The following is a 15,859-nucleotide window of genomic DNA, read 5'->3' on the forward strand; positions in this document are numbered from 1 at the left end:
CAACAGAAGGAGTGGCTGTCAATGAGTTTACGTATTGGCGTAATTGGAACTGGAGCAATCGGAAAAGAACATATTAACCGCATCACGAACAAGCTGTCCGGCGCAGAAATCGTGGCTGTAACGGATGTGAATCAAGAAGCCGCACAAAAGGTCGTTGAGCAATACCAATTAAACGCGGCGGTTTATCCGAATGATGACAGTCTTCTTGCCGACGAAAATGTAGACGCTGTCTTAGTGACAAGCTGGGGGCCTGCGCATGAATCGAGCGTACTGAAAGCGATTAAAGCCCAGAAATATGTGTTCTGTGAAAAACCGCTCGCGACAACGGCTGAAGGATGCATGCGCATCGTCGAAGAGGAAATCAAAGTGGGCAAACGCCTTGTTCAAGTCGGCTTCATGCGCCGTTATGACAGCGGTTACGTACAGCTGAAGGAAGCGCTTGATAACCATGTCATTGGTGAGCCGCTTATGATTCACTGCGCGCACCGCAACCCAAGTGTTGCCGAAAACTACACAACGGATATGGCCGTTGTTGATACGCTTGTTCATGAAATTGATGTGCTGCACTGGCTCGTCAATGATGACTACGAGTCCGTTCAAGTCATCTATCCGAAAAAATCGAAAAATGCGCTTCCGCATTTAAAAGATCCGCAAATCGTAGTCATTGAAACAAAAGGCGGCATCGTCATCAATGCTGAAATCTATGTGAACTGTAAATACGGCTATGACATTCAATGTGAAATCGTCGGAGAAGACGGTGTCATCAAGCTTCCTGAACCATCAAGCATCAGCATGAGAAAAGAAGGCAAATTCAGCACTGATATTCTGATGGATTGGCAGAGACGCTTTGTGGCTGCGTACGACGTAGAAATCCAAGACTTCATTGATTCGATTCAAAAGAAAGGCGAGGTCAGCGGACCGACGGCGTGGGACGGCTATATTGCTGCTGTTACGACTGACGCGTGTGTAAAAGCCCAGGAATCCGGACAAAAAGAAAAAGTTGATTTGAAGGAAAAACCTGAATTCTATCAATCTTATACAACAGTTGAAAACTAAAAAATAGAGGAGTGAAAATATGAAATTAGCATTGGATCCATCGATGTATCGTGATGATTTAACGTTGGAGGAAATGGTTTATAAAACGGCGGAGCTTGGCTATGAATATATTGAGCTATCGCCGCGCGAGGATTTTTGTCCATTCTATAAATATCCGAAGGTCGATTCAGCAAAGATTAAACAATTAAAGCGGCTTTTAAAGGATACAGGTGTTAAGCTTTCATCACTCCTCCCTCTTTACCACTGGGCGGGTCCTGATGAAGACCGCCGCCAGGCTGCGGTGCGCAATTGGAAAAGGGCGATCGAAATTGCGGTTGAACTTGAAGTGGATTTGATGAACAGTGAATTCAGCGGTTCAAAATATGATCCTTTAACAAGTGAAGAAAAATTTATCAAATCCATGGATGAGCTTCTGCCAGTCTTTGAAAAAGAAGGCGTTAAACTGAATCTTCAAGCCCATCCATACGATTTTATCGAAACGCACAAAGGTGCGATGGATATGATCCGCGCGCTTGACAAGGATTGGATCAATCTTGTCTATTCAACTGCGCATACCTTCTTCTATGATGACGGCAAAGGCGACATCGAGACAATGTTTGACGAAGCCGGCGACCGCCTCACACATGTTTTATTTGCGGATACCTATAATCATAAAGCGGCTCATGGCCTGCGCTATATCGTCAATCCGCCTGACGCGAAAGTAACGGTTCACCAGCATTTGGACATTGGCCAAGGCGAGGTTGATTTTGAGACGATTTTCAGAAAGATGAGAGAAATGAAGTTCGATGGAATTGCGACCAACGCCGTATTTGCTTGGGTTGACAAAAGAGCGGATGAATCAAGCCGTTTTATGCTTCAAAAAATGAAAGAAGAATTAGGTCTGGCATAAGCTGAGCATGGAGTTCGGCGGGATATGGCGAACAGCCTCCCTGCCGAACTCCCTTCATATCTAAAACGCAGATGGGGGAGTCTGACATGAAACTTTGTTTTAATGAAGCCACAACATTGGAAAACTCAAATCTTAAACAGGATTTAGAACTATGCGAAAAGCACGGCTATGATTATATTGAAATCCGCACATTGGATAAGCTGCCGGAGTACTTAAAAGACCATTCTTTGGACGATCTTGCGGAGTATTTTCAAACCCATCACATTAAACCGCTTGCCTTAAACGCACTCGTTTTTTTCAACAACCGAGATGAAAAGGGCACAAATGAGATCATCGCTGAATTTAAAGACATGATGGAAACGTGCAAAACCCTCGGCGTAAAATATGTCGTGGCCGTTCCGCTTGTGACTGAGCAGAAGATTGTAAAAAAAGAGATCAAAAAGAGCAGTGTAGAGATGCTGACTGAGCTTTCAGATATCGCGGAGCCGTACGGCGTAAAAATCGCGCTTGAATTTGTCGGGCATCCGCAATGTACGGTCAACACGTTTGAACAGGCGTACGACATCGTAAACACAGTCAACCGTGACAATGTCGGGCTTGTCCTTGACAGTTTCCACTTCCATGCGATGGGTTCAAATATTGAGAGCTTAAAGCAGGCGGACGGAAAGAAAATTTTCATCTACCACATCGACGATACCGAAGATTTCCCAATCGGCTTTTTAACGGATGAGGATCGTGTGTGGCCTGGCCAAGGGGCGATTGACTTAGATGCCCATTTATCAGCCCTCAAAGAAATCGGTTTCTCTGATGTTGTATCGGTTGAGCTTTTCCGGCCTGAATACTATAAGCTGAGTGCCGAGGAAGCTATTCAAACAGCGAAAAAAACAACGGTTGATGTTGTATCAAAATACTTCAACATGTAATGGATAAAGGAGGGGTGAACATGGCTTTTGTATCGATGAAAGAGCTTCTTGAAGATGCAAAACGGGAGCATTACGCAATCGGCCAGTTTAATATTAATGGCCTGCAGTGGACAAAAGCGATTTTGCGGGCTGCGGAGGAAGAACAGTCTCCTGTCATCGCGGCGGCATCAGATCGGCTGATCGACTACTTGGGCGGATTCAAAACCGTAGCCGTGATGGTCAATGCATTAATGGAAGAATTGTCAATCACCGTTCCCGTTGTCCTTCACCTTGATCACGGCAGCAGTGCGGAGCGCTGCAAACAAGCCATTGACGCAGGGTTTAGCTCGGTCATGATTGACGGATCACATTCGCCGATTGATCAGAATATCGCCATGACGAAAGAGGTAGCGGATTATGCCAAGCTTCACGGTGTGTCAGTGGAGGCTGAAGTCGGCACGGTAGGCGGCATGGAGGACGGCCTTGTGGGAGGTGTCAAATACGCTGATCTTCATGAGTGCCAGCGTCTCGCGGAAGAAACCAATATTGATGCCCTGGCGGCTGCGCTTGGATCAGTCCATGGAAAGTATCAAGGTGAACCTAAGCTCGGATTCAAAGAGATGGAGGAAATCGCTAAGGTCACGAATATTCCGCTTGTTCTTCACGGCGCATCGGGAATTCCGGCTGATCAAATCGCAAGAACCATTCAGCTTGGCCACGCGAAGATCAACATCAATACGGAATGTATGGTGGCATGGGCAGAAAAAACGCGCGTCATGTTTGAAGAAAATCGGGACTTATACGAACCCCGCGCCTATATGACGCCGGGAATTGACGCGGTAAAAGAAACAGTGAAAAGCAAAATGAAAGAATTCGGCTCAGCGGGAAAAGCCGCTAGACAGCAAGTCAGCTGAAGAAATAGCACTCACGTCATCGTGAGTGCTTTTGTCATGCCATTTATTTTTGATTTTCTTTCACGCGCTTCACCAGCATATCAGCAATCAAATCAACCTGTTTGCTGACGGAAATCGGATCGTATGGGTAGAATGTGTCAAAGTCATTGATAAACACGCGGTTATGTTTGACGGCGTCGAGGTTTTTCCAGATAGCGGATTCCTTCAGCTTGTCGAGTGTTTTGCTTTCGCCTTTCGGATTGTAGTCCGTAATGAACATATAATCTGCGGCATACTCAGGAATGACCTCTTGAGAGAGCTGTTTCATCTCTCCTTTTTTGATGACATCTTGTTCAATTTTTTCAGGCGCTTTTAACCCAAGCGCGTTGTATACAGCTTGGCCGCCGCGTCCGCCATTGTCATTGAACACCCAGAATTCGCCCTTGTCCGTGTTTTCATAAATACCGAAAGTCGCATCTTTGTCGATGATGCCGGCCATTTTCTTTTTGGCTGCTTCCGCTTTTTTGTTAAAGTCAGCCATAAAGGATGTTGCTTCGTCTTTCGCTCCGGCGATATCCCCGAACATGCTGACTGTGTCTTCTATGTTTTTCGCTGTGTTATAAGGAACGACAACAGTTGGCGCGATTTTTTTTAATTGATCGACATTTTCTTCATTCATGACAACAATTAAGTCAGGCTGAAGCTCCGTCACTTTTTCGACGCTGATCGGATCACCGACATCCTCCACATCTTTCAGCTTTGATTTTAAAAACGGATTATCAAATGACCATGAACCCGAGCCAACCACATTCGCCCCGACAGACAGCAATTCTCCAGCATAAAAATCAGTGACGATGCGTTTGGGATGTGCAGGGATTTTGACGTCTCCTTTTGTTGATTTGTATGTTCTCATTTCTGTCTTATCGGAAGCTGAATCACCTGAGCTTCCTTTAGAAGCCGTGCCGCTGCAAGCGCTGACAAACATAAGAAGCAGCACCAGCATGCCCACGAGCAATGTGTTCTTTTTCATCAAGAATCCCCCAATATGTATTTTAATTAATCGGTAATGATTATTATTATCAATTAATAATATAGCAGGAAACCTGTGCTTCGTCTATCACTATTTTAAAGGGGAAAAATTTCTCGTTAACAGGTGACGCGGTATGCTTAATCTATTATTATAGGTAAATAGGAGGAGAAAAATATGGAAATTACAAAAAGAGGTGCCGCTTGGGAATGGCGGCATAGCTGGTGGATGCTGTTTATTTTCATGCCTTTTGCCATCACCAGTTTTTTTGCCTTTTTATTGATTGGCATCAAGGTTAGAAATAAAAAATGGATCATGTATGGAATTATTTATTTTTTCGTATTTGCGTTTGGTTTTGTGCTGCCCGATTTACCAGGAATTTTTATTGTGCTCCCGCTGTGGGCTGTGACGATTATTCATGGTTTTAAAGTACGTCCGCTGTATCTGATTCAGCTGGATGTCTACAAAGACAATGTGGAGGCACGGACCTTTGCTGAGGCAAGAAGTGAAGCCGAAAGCAGATTTCATGCACCGAAACAATCGATTCAAGATATACATATTCGCAAAGAACGGTAAGAAGCGGGTCTTTTATGAAGGCCCGCTTTCTCTTGTTGCGCAGAACCGATGAAAGCATTATGATGGGGGCATCAAAAAATGATGGCTCTGAAACGGCCTTATCCTTTTGGAGGATGGATTGCATGAATAAAATCATGATTGTGGAAGATAGCGAAGACATTCGGTCATTATTAAAAAATTATTTAGAAAAGTACGGATATAATACCGTGGTTACCAATGATTTCACAGCTGTATTGGATAAGTTCTTGCGGGAAAAGCCCGATGTGGTGCTGCTTGATATCAACTTGCCGGCCTATGACGGATATTATTGGTGCCGGCAAATCCGCCAGCATTCGACCAGCCCGATCATCTTTATTTCTGCCAGAAGCGGCGAAATGGATCAGGTGATGGCGATTGAAAACGGCGGCGATGATTATATTGAAAAGCCCTTTTCTTATGATATTGTACTCGCGAAAATCAAAAGCCAAATTCGCAGGGCGTATGGAGAGTATGCGGTAAAGCAGGGAGAAAGAATCGTGGAATTCGAGAGTGTGCAGCTGTATGTAGAGCGATTTGAACTGCGTTATCAAGAACAAAAGTGCGAGCTCTCAAAGAAAGAAAGCAAGCTTCTTGAGGTGTTGCTGGAACGCGGAGAAAAGGTAACGGGAAGAGACCGGTTAATGGAAAAAACGTGGGATACTGATCTTTTTGTTGATGACAATACGCTGAATGTATATATCACCCGTTTGCGCAAAAAGCTTCGTGATTTAGAGGTGCCTTTTTCAATCGAATCTGTCCGCGGTGAAGGATATCAGTTGAGGCCGCTGTCATGAAACTGTTTTTACGGACTCATGTTCTCTTGATATTGCTTTTTCTGATTCAAGGCATTTTTGTTTTTACGTACTATTGGTTTGCGGGACAGCGTTCCCTTGCCCATTTATTCTATATACTCGGCGTGCAGCTGCTGTTGTTAGCTGCGTATTTGATCTATCGCTGGTATCAACACCGCGGCGTTTATCAGTGGCTCAGCTCCCATCAGGAGGATGCGGAAGTGCCTGATTTGGGTTCTTCTTTGTTTTGTTCTGAGCTTTATGAAAAACAAATGGAACTGAACCGCCTCCACAATCAAAAGCTTCATGAAACAGAAGCGAAGCTGGAAGCCAGAGTGACCTATATGAACCAGTGGGTGCACCAAGTGAAAACGCCGCTTTCTGTTATTAATTTAATCATTCAGGAAGAGGACGAGACCATTTTTGGGCAAATCAAAAGAGAAGTCCGGCAGATTGAATATGGATTGGAAACATTGTTGTATTCCTCGAGGCTCGACCTGTTCGAGAGAGATTTCAAAATAGAAGCGGTCTCTTTATCCGACATTCTCCAAACCGTTATTCAAAGCTATAAACGGTATTTTATTGAGCACCGTGTATATCCGAAAACAAACATTCTTACTGACGATACGATTTATACAGACCCTAAATGGCTGAAATTTGCGATTGGGCAGGTTGTGACAAACGCGGTGAAGTATTCCGCGGGAATGAGTGACCGGATTGAGCTGATGATATTTCAGCATGAGGTTAAAACGGTGTTAGAAGTAAGAGATTATGGTGTGGGGATTCCCTCACAGGATATAAAGCGTGTGTTTGACCCCTATTACACAGGTGAAAACGGCCGGCGTTTCCAAGAATCAACCGGGATAGGCCTTCATCTGGTGAAAGAAATTACGAAAAAACTGAATCATGAAGTAGAGATCAGCTCTTCTTCGGGAAAAGGCACAGCGGTACAATTTTTATTTCTTACAAAAGTGTAAGGAGGCATTAAGAAAACCGCATAGCACACTGCCATCCCTCTTGATAAGATTTGTTTACCAGCTTATCAGGGGGGATTTTTTATGAGGTTCTTCGCACACATGATAAGCCGGTTTCTGATGAAGAATAACGATAAGGAGGATTCTCATGGCGAATATGCTCGAGGTCAAACATGTAAATAAAACTTACAAAGGACAAGTGTCCCACCAGGCGTTAAAACAAATCTCTTTTTCAGTAGAAGAAGGGGAATTCACGGCTGTAATGGGCCCGTCGGGTTCCGGTAAAACAACGCTGTTAAATATCATCTCAACGATTGACCGTCCCGATTCCGGAGACGTTCTGATCAAAGGAGACAACCCACACAATCTGAAACGAACAAGGCTGGCACAATTCAGGCGCAAACAGCTAGGCTTCGTGTTCCAGGACTTCAACCTGCTTGATACACTGACGATTGGCGAAAATATCATGCTGCCGTTAACACTCGAAAAAGAATCTCCTTCTGTGATGGAAAAAAAACTGCATGCCATCGCTGAAAAGCTTGGAATAGAGAATCTTTTACAAAAGCGTCCATTTGAGGTTTCAGGGGGACAGCGGCAGCGGGCGGCCATTGCAAGAGCAGTGATTCATAAACCTTCTCTGATTCTTGCTGATGAACCGACGGGAAATCTCGATTCAAAAGCTTCAAAGGATGTCATGGAAACGATGCAAAGCCTGAACCAGAACGATCAGATTACAGCATTAATGGTCACCCATGACCCTGTGGCGGCAAGCTATTGCCAGCGTGTGATTTTTATTAAAGACGGAACACTGTTTAACGAAATTTACCGCGGAGATAACCGCCAAGTGTTTTATGATCAAATCCTGGATGTGCTTTCTATGCTAGGGGGGAACGCAAATGACCTTTCTTCAGTTCGCTTATAAAAATGTTACACGAAACAAACGGTCGTATTTGGCGTTCTTTTTGAGCAGTGCTTTTTCCGTATTGATTTTCTTTACTTTCGCGATGTTTATCTTTCATCCTGCTCTTAAGGAAGGATACTTGAACAACATTGCAAGGAAGGGATTAACGGCAGCGGAGTGGATGATTTTTATCTTTTCAATTTTATTTGTTCTCTACTCTGTTAATGCTTTTTTGAAATCCAGAAACAAAGAATTTGGAATCCTGCTGATTCAAGGGATTACACCCGCCCAGCTGCGAGTTCTGGTGACTGCAGAAAACATGATGATCGGCGCCTTTTCAATTGTTGCCGGAATCATCGGCGGACTGATTTTTTCTAAAACGTTTTTTACAATCGGCGCTTATATTTTAGAAATGGACGCTTTGCCGCTGTATATGCCTTGGAAGGCGTTGGGGATCACGATTTGCGGATTTATGCTCTTATTTTTCTTTATATCGCAGTTTACGCTCTTTTTTATTAAAGCCAAAACCGTTATTTTGCTGATCAAAGGCGCAGAAAACATGAAACCTGAGCCGAAGCCGTCTATCCTTTTGTCGATTTTCGGCGTGGCATGCCTTGTGATGGGCTACGGAATGGTCTTAAAAGAGAATGTTCACTCCTATATGCCTTTTCTGATTTTGATCTTAACCATTGTCGGAACGTATTTTTTCTTCAGCCAGAGCAGCATTTGGATATTGCGGGCAGTGAAAAAGTGGAAGGGCTTTTATTTGCGCGGGAAAAATGTCATTTGGATTTCTGATTTAGTCTATCGCTTAAAGGATAACGCCCGCCTGTTTTTTATCGTCAGTATTATTTCAGCAGTGGCATTTACAGCCACAGGGGTGCTGGCGGTTTACAAATCAACTGTCGGGGCAATGGATTCAGCCTATGAAATGGAGTACTTATCCTTTGAGGGCAATCCGAAAGAAAAACAGCATCTGCAAGATATTGAACACGAACTGAAGCAGAACCATTTCTCATTTACTCGTTATGATATGCAGGTTTCATACGTGCGCTATAAGCGGGGAGATGAAGTGCCGCCTGTTATCTTAATGGATCAGGGAACATTTCAAAAGCACTTCAGCCTGAGCATGAATGATCTGAAAAACGGGGAAAGCATCTATTTCCCAAGCACCTATGAAGTCAAGGATAAAACTGAATTTCCGAAACAATTAGATCTGCTGAACAAAAAAAATGAGCTGGCAAATCAGAAGCTCCAAGTGAAAGAAACAAAAAAACCGCTGATTTCTGTAAACAGCGTTCTTGTCGTAAATGAAACAACCTACAAAAAGCTTCATAAGCTTGGAGAAAGCACGAAGCTCATTGGTTACAAATTTAAGAATTGGAAAGACAGTTTAGGCATCAGCCAATCACTTACAAATAAATTGTATGGTGATTATTCTGACGTTCACTTTCAATTTGATGCGAAGGCCAGCACGCACTATATGACAGTGCAACTGCCAAGCTTAAGCTTATTTATCGGACTTTTTATTGCCATTGTCTTCTTTACCGCGGCCGGAAGCTTTTTGTATTTCCGTTTGTTTACGGATTTAGAGGAAGATCAGAAGCGCTACCGTTCATTAGCGAAGATTGGATTTAGTGAAGAAGAAATGTCACAGAGCGTAACCATTCAATTAGCGATCTTGTTCTTCTTTCCGTTTGCGATGGCTGTTCTTCATACGGTTTTTGCCATTAGAGCTGGCGACTTTGTCAACGTAACCAAACCATTGCTGCTGACAATCGGAGGATTTTTAGCTTTTCAGCTGCTGTTCTTCTTGATGGTGCGGTTTAGCTACTTGAAAAAAATAAAAAGCGATTTAACGATGAAATAAAGGAAGGTAAAGATGAAAAAAATCTTTTCAATTATTGTGGGGGCAGGGGTTATCGCAGCGATTTGCGGCATTCTCTTCATTCATAACGAGATAACAGACAGAATCAACCCGCTTGTTCCCAGACAGGATGTGTATGTCCAGATTGATCGGGATGGCCAGCACCTTAAACCAGGCGGTACTGAATATACGTTAGATGGATACAATAAGTCCGGTGAAAAGAGCGAAATAACGTTCCTGGCAAGCGGTGATCTGCGGAAGAATGCCTATTTAAAAGTCAACACAAAAGGCAAATATGTAGAGACCTGGGAAGAAGTGCAATATAAAGATTTGCCCAAAAACGTCCAATCACAATTAAAACAATAGAGAAGCAAGCGGCATAGGGGGAGCTATGCCGCTTGCTTTTATATGTTACTGCTGGTAGGAATGCTGCTGGAATGGCGTGTTTTGTCCGAATGGAAGTGCTGATACATTCGAATTCATGCCGCTGGATTGCCCAGTGAGTTCCTGCTGCATTTGGTTGCACATGTTGACAACCTGCTGGCATTTTTGAATCGCCATATCATGTCCGTGCAGTGCTTGCTGAATGGTATGTGCAGCTTGTTGTTCGTGGTTTAGTATCTGCTGCAGCATTTGGATGTTCTGCTGCTCCTGATGAAGCATTTGGCGATATTGCTGGCTGCTTTGCTGTGTTTGCTGAATGAGCTGCTGAGCAGTTTGGCGGGCTTGGTTCAGCTGCTGCAAGCCGTGTTGTGTATTATGCATGAATGATCCCTCCATAATGATCAATTGACGTGAGTCGGTATTATCATGCAACCTGAATGAAAAGAAATTCCGCAAATGAGAAACTACAATTATTTTCCTTACCCCCTCTATCTTTGAATGAAAACGGTAAAGATTGTATACTTGTGAAAACCCTTTTTATGTAAATGCTTCGCGTTAAAATCATAAGAAGTGCGGAAAACGAAACCCTGAAATCGGGAAAATCGTATTCCGCTTTTTTCTTTGCCCGCTTCAAAAACCGCCTTCGCCTGCGGTAAATGGGATATTCAGCCTGTTTTCTACTGTGCGGAGACGCTGATTGAGCCGATTTAAGCGGCGGGTATGGCGTTCAACAGCCTGGCTTAACTGATTGACCTGTTCGGCCATCCGTGCAATTTCCCGATTTTGGCGGCGGTCTTCATTTGTAAGGCGTGTTAACTCTCTTGTTTGTTGTTCATTTTGCCGTTCAAGTGCTGCGATTCTTCTTTCTAATGCTGGCGGCTGTCTGTCCATCTGGAGGGGCTCATAATAATCCTGCTGCGGATAAGGATTGTATTCATATTGGCTATAGTAAGGCGGCTGCGGACTGTAATATTGATAAGGGTCCATGTGATCAATCTCCTTAAAAAATGTAAAATATGGGTGAATTCTTTATAACTTATGTAGTCATTGGCACAGTGCCACGGCATTCGCCCAAAAAGGAGAGAAAGGACGGAGATTGCGATGAGAGAAAATGTGCCATGTTACTCTTAACGGATGTATGTTCATGATAGCGGGCTGCCAACAGCAACGCCATTTTATGATGGAACGTGGGGACCCATGGACGGCGTGAGATCAGCAGCTGTTTTAAGGCATACAAGATCATGTCCCAAAGCACTGACGGGTTCATTGAGAGGCTCCCATTATTCGCTCAAAAGCACGCTGAAAAGAGGTGAAAACAGGACGTTGATATGGGAGCAAAATGGCCAGACAAAAACGATGACAAGAATCGAATCAAAGACCGGCAAGGAGGAGACATATGAGAAATAAAAAAGCTGAAAGCTTGGTGTTAACAGGACTTATCTTACATATTATTCAGTGGATTTTTATGTTTTGGGCTTTTCTCAAGATTAAACATTTATTGAGTGACTATACGATTTATAACCCTAATGTCATCAGCGGATCTATGCAGTCCTTATCGTTTATCCAAATGATGCGCGCTATGATCTACTCGGGGGCATTCGTGAATTATATTTTGTTTTTTGCGCTTGTATTCCTTATTTATTGTGTAGTGCTTCACGCCATCCTGATTGTTATGGAAATGGTCGCTTACGTTATGATCAGACGGAACCCTGCATCATCATGGGCAGTCTTTTTGACGGCGGCAGGTGTGAAGCTAGCCATCTTGAATATAACCGGCATTCCTTTTTTAGCTGCCGGCTTCCTGCTGATGAAACAAGAAAAAGCAGAAAACGGCGAAATGGAGACAGAAACAAAGCGGAAACCGCGCACGCGTATGCGAAGACAAGGCCGGCGTCAAAATAGAATCAGGAGAAAATCATCTCTTCCAGTTGAATATCAAAAAGAAAAAACGATATGATGGGACTATAGCCTGAAAACGACACGAAGGAGATGCAGGATGTACAAACTAATTGCAATTGATATGGACGGAACACTCTTAAATGATCACCATGAAGTAACAGAGGAGGTCCGCAACGCGCTTCACGCGGCAAAAGCGGAAGGTGTCAAAGTTGTGCTTTGCACCGGCCGGCCTATCGGGGGAGTGCGGAGATATTTAGATGAACTGAATTTAATTGAAGAAGGCGACTATGTCATCGCGTACAACGGAGCGCTTGTTCAAAATACGCATACAAATGAAGTGGTCACGGAGCTGTCTCTCGGATATGATGATTTAACTTCATTATATGACCTGAGCTTAGAGCTGAAGACGCCGATGCATTTCTTTGATTCATCTAATTTGTATACGCCTAACCGCGATATCAGCGAATTTACCGTATACGAATCCTATGTGACACAAGTGCCGCTTCACTACCGAAAAGTTGATGAAATGCCAAAGGACATCCTCATCCCGAAAGTGATGTTTATTGATAAACCGGAGAACTTAAGCCGCGTCATTACATCAATTCCAGAAGACGTGAGAGAAAAATATACGATGGTCAGAAGCGCGCCTTTCTTTTATGAAATTCTGCATCCGGAAGCCAGCAAAGGAAATGCCGTACGCCAACTGGCGCAGCTGCTTGAAATTGAACAGGCGGAAGTCATGAGCATAGGTGACAACGGGAACGACCTGACAATGATTGAATGGGCGGGATGCGGCGTTGCCATGGCAAACGCCATCCCAGAAGTATTGGAGGCCGCAAACTTTCAAACACGCTCCAATAATGAACATGGAGTTGCGCATGCGATTCACGAGCTTGTTTTGGCGAAATAATGAAGTCCAGCCTTTTAGGAGGCTGGATTTTTTGTTATGGCGGCTTTATTGTGCCTGTCCTGTCTGTAATTGCGGAATGGACGCTAACATTCCTGCTGCCCCGTCGATATTTAGAACGTCAGCGATTGATCATAAACCTGTATAATTTCTGATTGGCTCTGCTGCTGAAGAAAGAGGACTGTAGAAATAAAAAGGAAGCAATCGCCATAAACATCAGCATCGTACATTTTTTTTTGAGGAACGAATCTTCTTGTTCATTGTTTTGATGTCATGCTAATCTTTTGACGAATCTATTTGACTTTCGTTATGCTGATAAAACAACTCGTTCACAAAATGTATGATTTTAGCCTGAATTGAAAGGGGACTGAATCAGATGTGCACAAGTCTTACATTGGAAACTGCTGACCGGAATCATTTATTAGCGAGAACAATGGATTTTGCATTTCAGCTGGGGACGGAGGTCATTCTCTATCCGCGCCGTTACAGCTGGACGAGTGAAGCTGACGGAAAGGTGCATCAAACGCAGTACGCGTTTATCGGTATGGGGAGAAAACTTGGAAATATATTATTTGCCGACGGTGTTAATGAAAGCGGTTTATCTTGTGCGGCGCTTTATTTTATGGGATATGCGGAGTACGAAAAAACGATACGGGGAGACGGCGTTCATATTGCCCCGCATGAGTTTGTCACATGGGTGCTGTCAGTCTGTAAGTCTTTGGAAGACGTAAAAGAAAAGATCCAATCTTTAACGATTGTAGAGAAGAAATTAGAGCTATTGGATACAGTTTTACCGCTACACTGGATATTGTCAGACCGGACGGGACGCAGCCTGACGATAGAACCGAGAACAGAAGGCATCAAAATCTATGACAATCAACCAGGTGTCATGACGAACAGCCCCGACTTTTTATGGCATGTGACCAATCTTCGGCAATATATAGGAATAAGGCCGAAACAATTCGAGAGCAAGGAGATGGCCGGCTTGATGCTGTCCGCTTTTGGCGAAGGCTCGGGCACTGTAGGTCTGCCGGGAGATTATACACCGCCTTCACGGTTTGTCAGAGCTGTTTTTCTGAAAGAACATCTAGAGCCGGCGGCAGATGAAACGAGAGGTGTATCCGCAGCTTTTCAGCTTTTGGCTAACATGGCGATACCCAAGGGTGCTGTGATAACGGAAGAAGACGAAATTGATTATACGCAATATACTTCTGTGATGTGCAGCGACACGGGAAACTACTACTTTCACCATTACGACAATCGGCAAATCCAAAAAGTAAGTTTATTTCATGAAGACCTTGACCGTTTTGAGCCTAAAGTGTTTTCTGCTAAAGCAGAAGAAAATATTCTAGAGCTTAATTAATTAAGATTCAATCAGCTGATGCCGTTATGAATCCGGGGTCAGCTTATTTTTTTGTGCAATTTCACAGTTTCTGAATGATTGACAAAACCAAATGGACATTAGCGGTTCCGTATAAGCGCGGCACAACATAAGCAGCCGTTGAGAAAGCCGATATCAATGAATTTTTAGCGTATATTGATTAAGATTGAGCTCTATTAGGTGATTTCAGATGATATGATGAAACCAATCATACGTTTAAAAAAGGAGAAACCCCTGATGGTGAACGATGCGGTTGTATTCATTTTGGCTGTCTTTTTACTAGGGGGAGCGGCGGATTATTGTTTGGGAAACAGATGGGGGCTTGGCGAGCGGTTTGCCGACGGCTTCAAAGCCATGGGTCCGCTGGCGCTGTCGATGATCGGAATTGTGTCACTGGCACCCGTGCTGGCAGCAATCCTGATTCCCATCGTATCTCCGGTTTATACAGCGATTGGAGCTGATCCCTCATCCTTTGCGAACACCATCTTGGCCATTGATATGGGTGGATACGCGCTCGCTGGAGAAATGGCCAAAGATCCAGATGCCGGACTGTTTTCATGGGTGTTTTTAGGAACGATGATGGGGCCGGCAATCGTCTTCACGATTCCCGTCGCTCTTGGGATCATCGAAAAAGAGGATCACCCGTATTTTGCGAAAGGCATATTAATCGGGCTGTGTACAGTACCGATCGGGTGCTTAATCGGCGGGTTATGCGCAGGTTTTGACACCGTTATGATAGGTAAAAACCTTCTGATTCCGAGTCTTTTTTCTGCTGTGATCGCTTTTGGATTATGGCGGTATACCGACAACATCATTCGATTATTTCATCTGTTCGGAAAGGCTGTCAGTATGGTTGCGATTATCGGGCTCGCAGCTGTTTCCGTTGAAACGATGACCGGCATTGTGCTGATTCCGGGAATGGAAAGCGTTGAAACAGGAATACAAACGACTGGCACCATCGCCATTGCCTTGGCAGGGGCTTTTCCGATGACGGCCTTTATCACAAAAGCCTTTAAAAAGCCGCTTCAGGCAGTGGGGAGATGTTTTCATTTAGATGAGAAAGCAACAGCAGGCTTGGTGACCTCTTTGGCTCATCATATTCCGATGCTGGCCTCATTAAAAGATATGACGCCGAGAGGAAAGGTCATCAATGTCGCGTTTGCGGTTAGCGCAGCCTTTGTGCTTGGCAGCCATCTCGGTTTTGTGGCGGGAATGAAAAAAGAAATGGCGGCGGCCATGATCATTGGGAAATTAGCTGGGGGATTCACAGCTGCGGCAGCGGCTGCCTGGATGACGCCTGCACAATCAGCTGATCAGCAAAAACACGCCTCAGCCGGCTATAGCTGAAGCAGAAGCTGTTTCAACTTTGTCCAATCGGGAATGTTACAGTAAGG

18 protein-coding genes and 1 pseudogene are annotated in these 15,859 nt (G+C 44.2%); 15 read left to right on the forward strand and 4 right to left on the reverse strand.

The annotated features are described in order from the left end of the window. Window positions 1–21 precede the first annotated feature (21 nt). The 4 genes from iolG (at window position 22) to fba (ending at window position 3,761) form a co-directional block, all read left to right on the forward strand. Complete coding sequence (gene iolG / locus ACMX2I_RS01330; RefSeq protein WP_414955934.1) at window positions 22–1,056, forward strand: bifunctional inositol 2-dehydrogenase/D-chiro-inositol 1-dehydrogenase; 1,035 nt, start codon at window positions 22–24, stop codon at window positions 1,054–1,056. Window positions 1,057–1,075: 19 nt separating this feature from the next. Next, window positions 1,076–1,945, forward strand: coding sequence for a sugar phosphate isomerase/epimerase family protein (locus ACMX2I_RS01335; RefSeq protein ID WP_087991945.1), 870 nt, complete (start codon window positions 1,076–1,078; stop codon window positions 1,943–1,945). Between the two features lie 86 nt (window positions 1,946–2,031). Continuing rightward, window positions 2,032–2,868 (forward strand): 2-keto-myo-inositol isomerase, encoded by an 837-nt coding sequence (gene iolI, locus ACMX2I_RS01340; protein ID WP_414955935.1) that lies wholly within the window; start codon window positions 2,032–2,034, stop codon window positions 2,866–2,868. 20 nt (window positions 2,869–2,888) lie between these two features. After that, the gene (fba, locus tag ACMX2I_RS01345) at window positions 2,889–3,761 is read left to right on the forward strand and encodes a class II fructose-1,6-bisphosphate aldolase (protein WP_414955936.1); all 873 of its coding nucleotides are present in this window, start codon (window positions 2,889–2,891) and stop codon (window positions 3,759–3,761) included. Window positions 3,762–3,804: 43 nt separating this feature from the next. Here fba and ACMX2I_RS01350 read toward each other — a convergent pair whose 3' ends face one another. Then, the gene (locus ACMX2I_RS01350; RefSeq protein ID WP_414955937.1) at window positions 3,805–4,770 is read right to left on the reverse strand and encodes an iron-hydroxamate ABC transporter substrate-binding protein; all 966 of its coding nucleotides are present in this window, start codon (window positions 4,768–4,770) and stop codon (window positions 3,805–3,807) included. A 174-nt stretch (window positions 4,771–4,944) separates the two neighbouring features. Between ACMX2I_RS01350 and ACMX2I_RS01355 the strand changes: the two genes are divergently transcribed. The 6 genes from ACMX2I_RS01355 to ACMX2I_RS01380 all read left to right on the forward strand — a co-directional run bounded on the left by ACMX2I_RS01355 (window position 4,945) and on the right by ACMX2I_RS01380 (window position 10,260). Then, entirely contained in the window at window positions 4,945–5,343 is a 399-nt protein-coding gene (locus tag ACMX2I_RS01355) for a hypothetical protein (RefSeq protein ID WP_148963263.1), read from the forward strand. 122 nt (window positions 5,344–5,465) lie between these two features. Then, a complete protein-coding gene (locus ACMX2I_RS01360; protein ID WP_414955938.1) occupies window positions 5,466–6,155 on the forward strand; it encodes a response regulator in 690 nt (229 codons plus the stop codon). Then, complete coding sequence (locus ACMX2I_RS01365) at window positions 6,152–7,129, forward strand: sensor histidine kinase (protein WP_414955939.1); 978 nt, start codon at window positions 6,152–6,154, stop codon at window positions 7,127–7,129. Before ACMX2I_RS01360 ends, ACMX2I_RS01365 begins: the two co-directional genes overlap by 4 nt. 145 nt (window positions 7,130–7,274) lie before the next feature. Further along, window positions 7,275–8,048, forward strand: coding sequence for an ABC transporter ATP-binding protein (locus tag ACMX2I_RS01370; protein WP_289348831.1), 774 nt, complete (start codon window positions 7,275–7,277; stop codon window positions 8,046–8,048). Further along, window positions 8,023–9,897 carry an FtsX-like permease family protein gene (locus ACMX2I_RS01375; protein WP_414955940.1) on the forward strand — a complete coding sequence of 625 codons (1,875 nt, stop codon included), beginning with the start codon at window positions 8,023–8,025 and terminating at the stop codon, window positions 9,895–9,897. Before ACMX2I_RS01370 ends, ACMX2I_RS01375 begins: the two co-directional genes overlap by 26 nt. A 12-nt stretch (window positions 9,898–9,909) precedes the next feature. After that, window positions 9,910–10,260: a YxeA family protein gene (locus tag ACMX2I_RS01380; protein WP_414955941.1), complete on the forward strand. Its 351-nt coding sequence runs from the start codon at window positions 9,910–9,912 to the stop codon at window positions 10,258–10,260. A 45-nt stretch (window positions 10,261–10,305) separates the two neighbouring features. On the opposite strand, the gene ACMX2I_RS01385 is transcribed toward ACMX2I_RS01380, so the two are convergent. The 3 genes from ACMX2I_RS01385 to ACMX2I_RS01395 all read right to left on the reverse strand — a co-directional run bounded on the left by ACMX2I_RS01385 (window position 10,306) and on the right by ACMX2I_RS01395 (window position 11,545). Further along, entirely contained in the window at window positions 10,306–10,659 is a 354-nt protein-coding gene (locus ACMX2I_RS01385; RefSeq protein ID WP_087991936.1) for a hypothetical protein, read from the reverse strand. 249 nt (window positions 10,660–10,908) lie between these two features. Beyond that, the gene (gene cotNE, locus ACMX2I_RS01390) at window positions 10,909–11,265 is read right to left on the reverse strand and encodes an inner spore coat protein CotNE (RefSeq protein WP_087991934.1); all 357 of its coding nucleotides are present in this window, start codon (window positions 11,263–11,265) and stop codon (window positions 10,909–10,911) included. Between the two features lie 49 nt (window positions 11,266–11,314). Next, window positions 11,315–11,545 carry a hypothetical protein gene (locus ACMX2I_RS01395; protein ID WP_414958376.1) on the reverse strand — a complete coding sequence of 77 codons (231 nt, stop codon included), beginning with the start codon at window positions 11,543–11,545 and terminating at the stop codon, window positions 11,315–11,317. Between ACMX2I_RS01395 and ACMX2I_RS01400 the strand changes: the two are divergent. From ACMX2I_RS01400 to eutH, 5 genes and pseudogenes are all read left to right on the forward strand, one after another. Next, window positions 11,478–11,685: pseudogene (locus ACMX2I_RS01400) on the forward strand (DUF3255 family protein); the annotation flags it as partial. The gene ACMX2I_RS01395 and the pseudogene ACMX2I_RS01400 overlap by 68 nt on opposite strands. Next, the gene (locus ACMX2I_RS01405; RefSeq protein WP_414955942.1) at window positions 11,675–12,235 is read left to right on the forward strand and encodes a hypothetical protein; all 561 of its coding nucleotides are present in this window, start codon (window positions 11,675–11,677) and stop codon (window positions 12,233–12,235) included. The pseudogene ACMX2I_RS01400 and the gene ACMX2I_RS01405, both read left to right, overlap by 11 nt. 39 nt (window positions 12,236–12,274) lie before the next feature. Then, window positions 12,275–13,087, forward strand: coding sequence for a sugar-phosphatase (yidA, locus tag ACMX2I_RS01410; protein WP_414955943.1), 813 nt, complete (start codon window positions 12,275–12,277; stop codon window positions 13,085–13,087). A gap of 373 nt (window positions 13,088–13,460) precedes the next feature. Next, a complete protein-coding gene (locus tag ACMX2I_RS01415) occupies window positions 13,461–14,447 on the forward strand; it encodes a choloylglycine hydrolase family protein (protein ID WP_087991931.1) in 987 nt (328 codons plus the stop codon). 252 nt (window positions 14,448–14,699) lie between these two features. Beyond that, on the forward strand, window positions 14,700–15,812 hold the full coding sequence (gene eutH, locus ACMX2I_RS01420; protein ID WP_414958279.1) for an ethanolamine utilization protein EutH: 1,113 nt from the start codon (window positions 14,700–14,702) through the stop codon (window positions 15,810–15,812). Window positions 15,813–15,859 lie beyond the last annotated feature (47 nt).

The organism is Bacillus sp. SW14, assembly GCF_047608225.1.
In the GTDB taxonomy this organism is placed as follows: domain Bacteria; phylum Bacillota; class Bacilli; order Bacillales; family Bacillaceae; genus Bacillus; species Bacillus subtilis_G.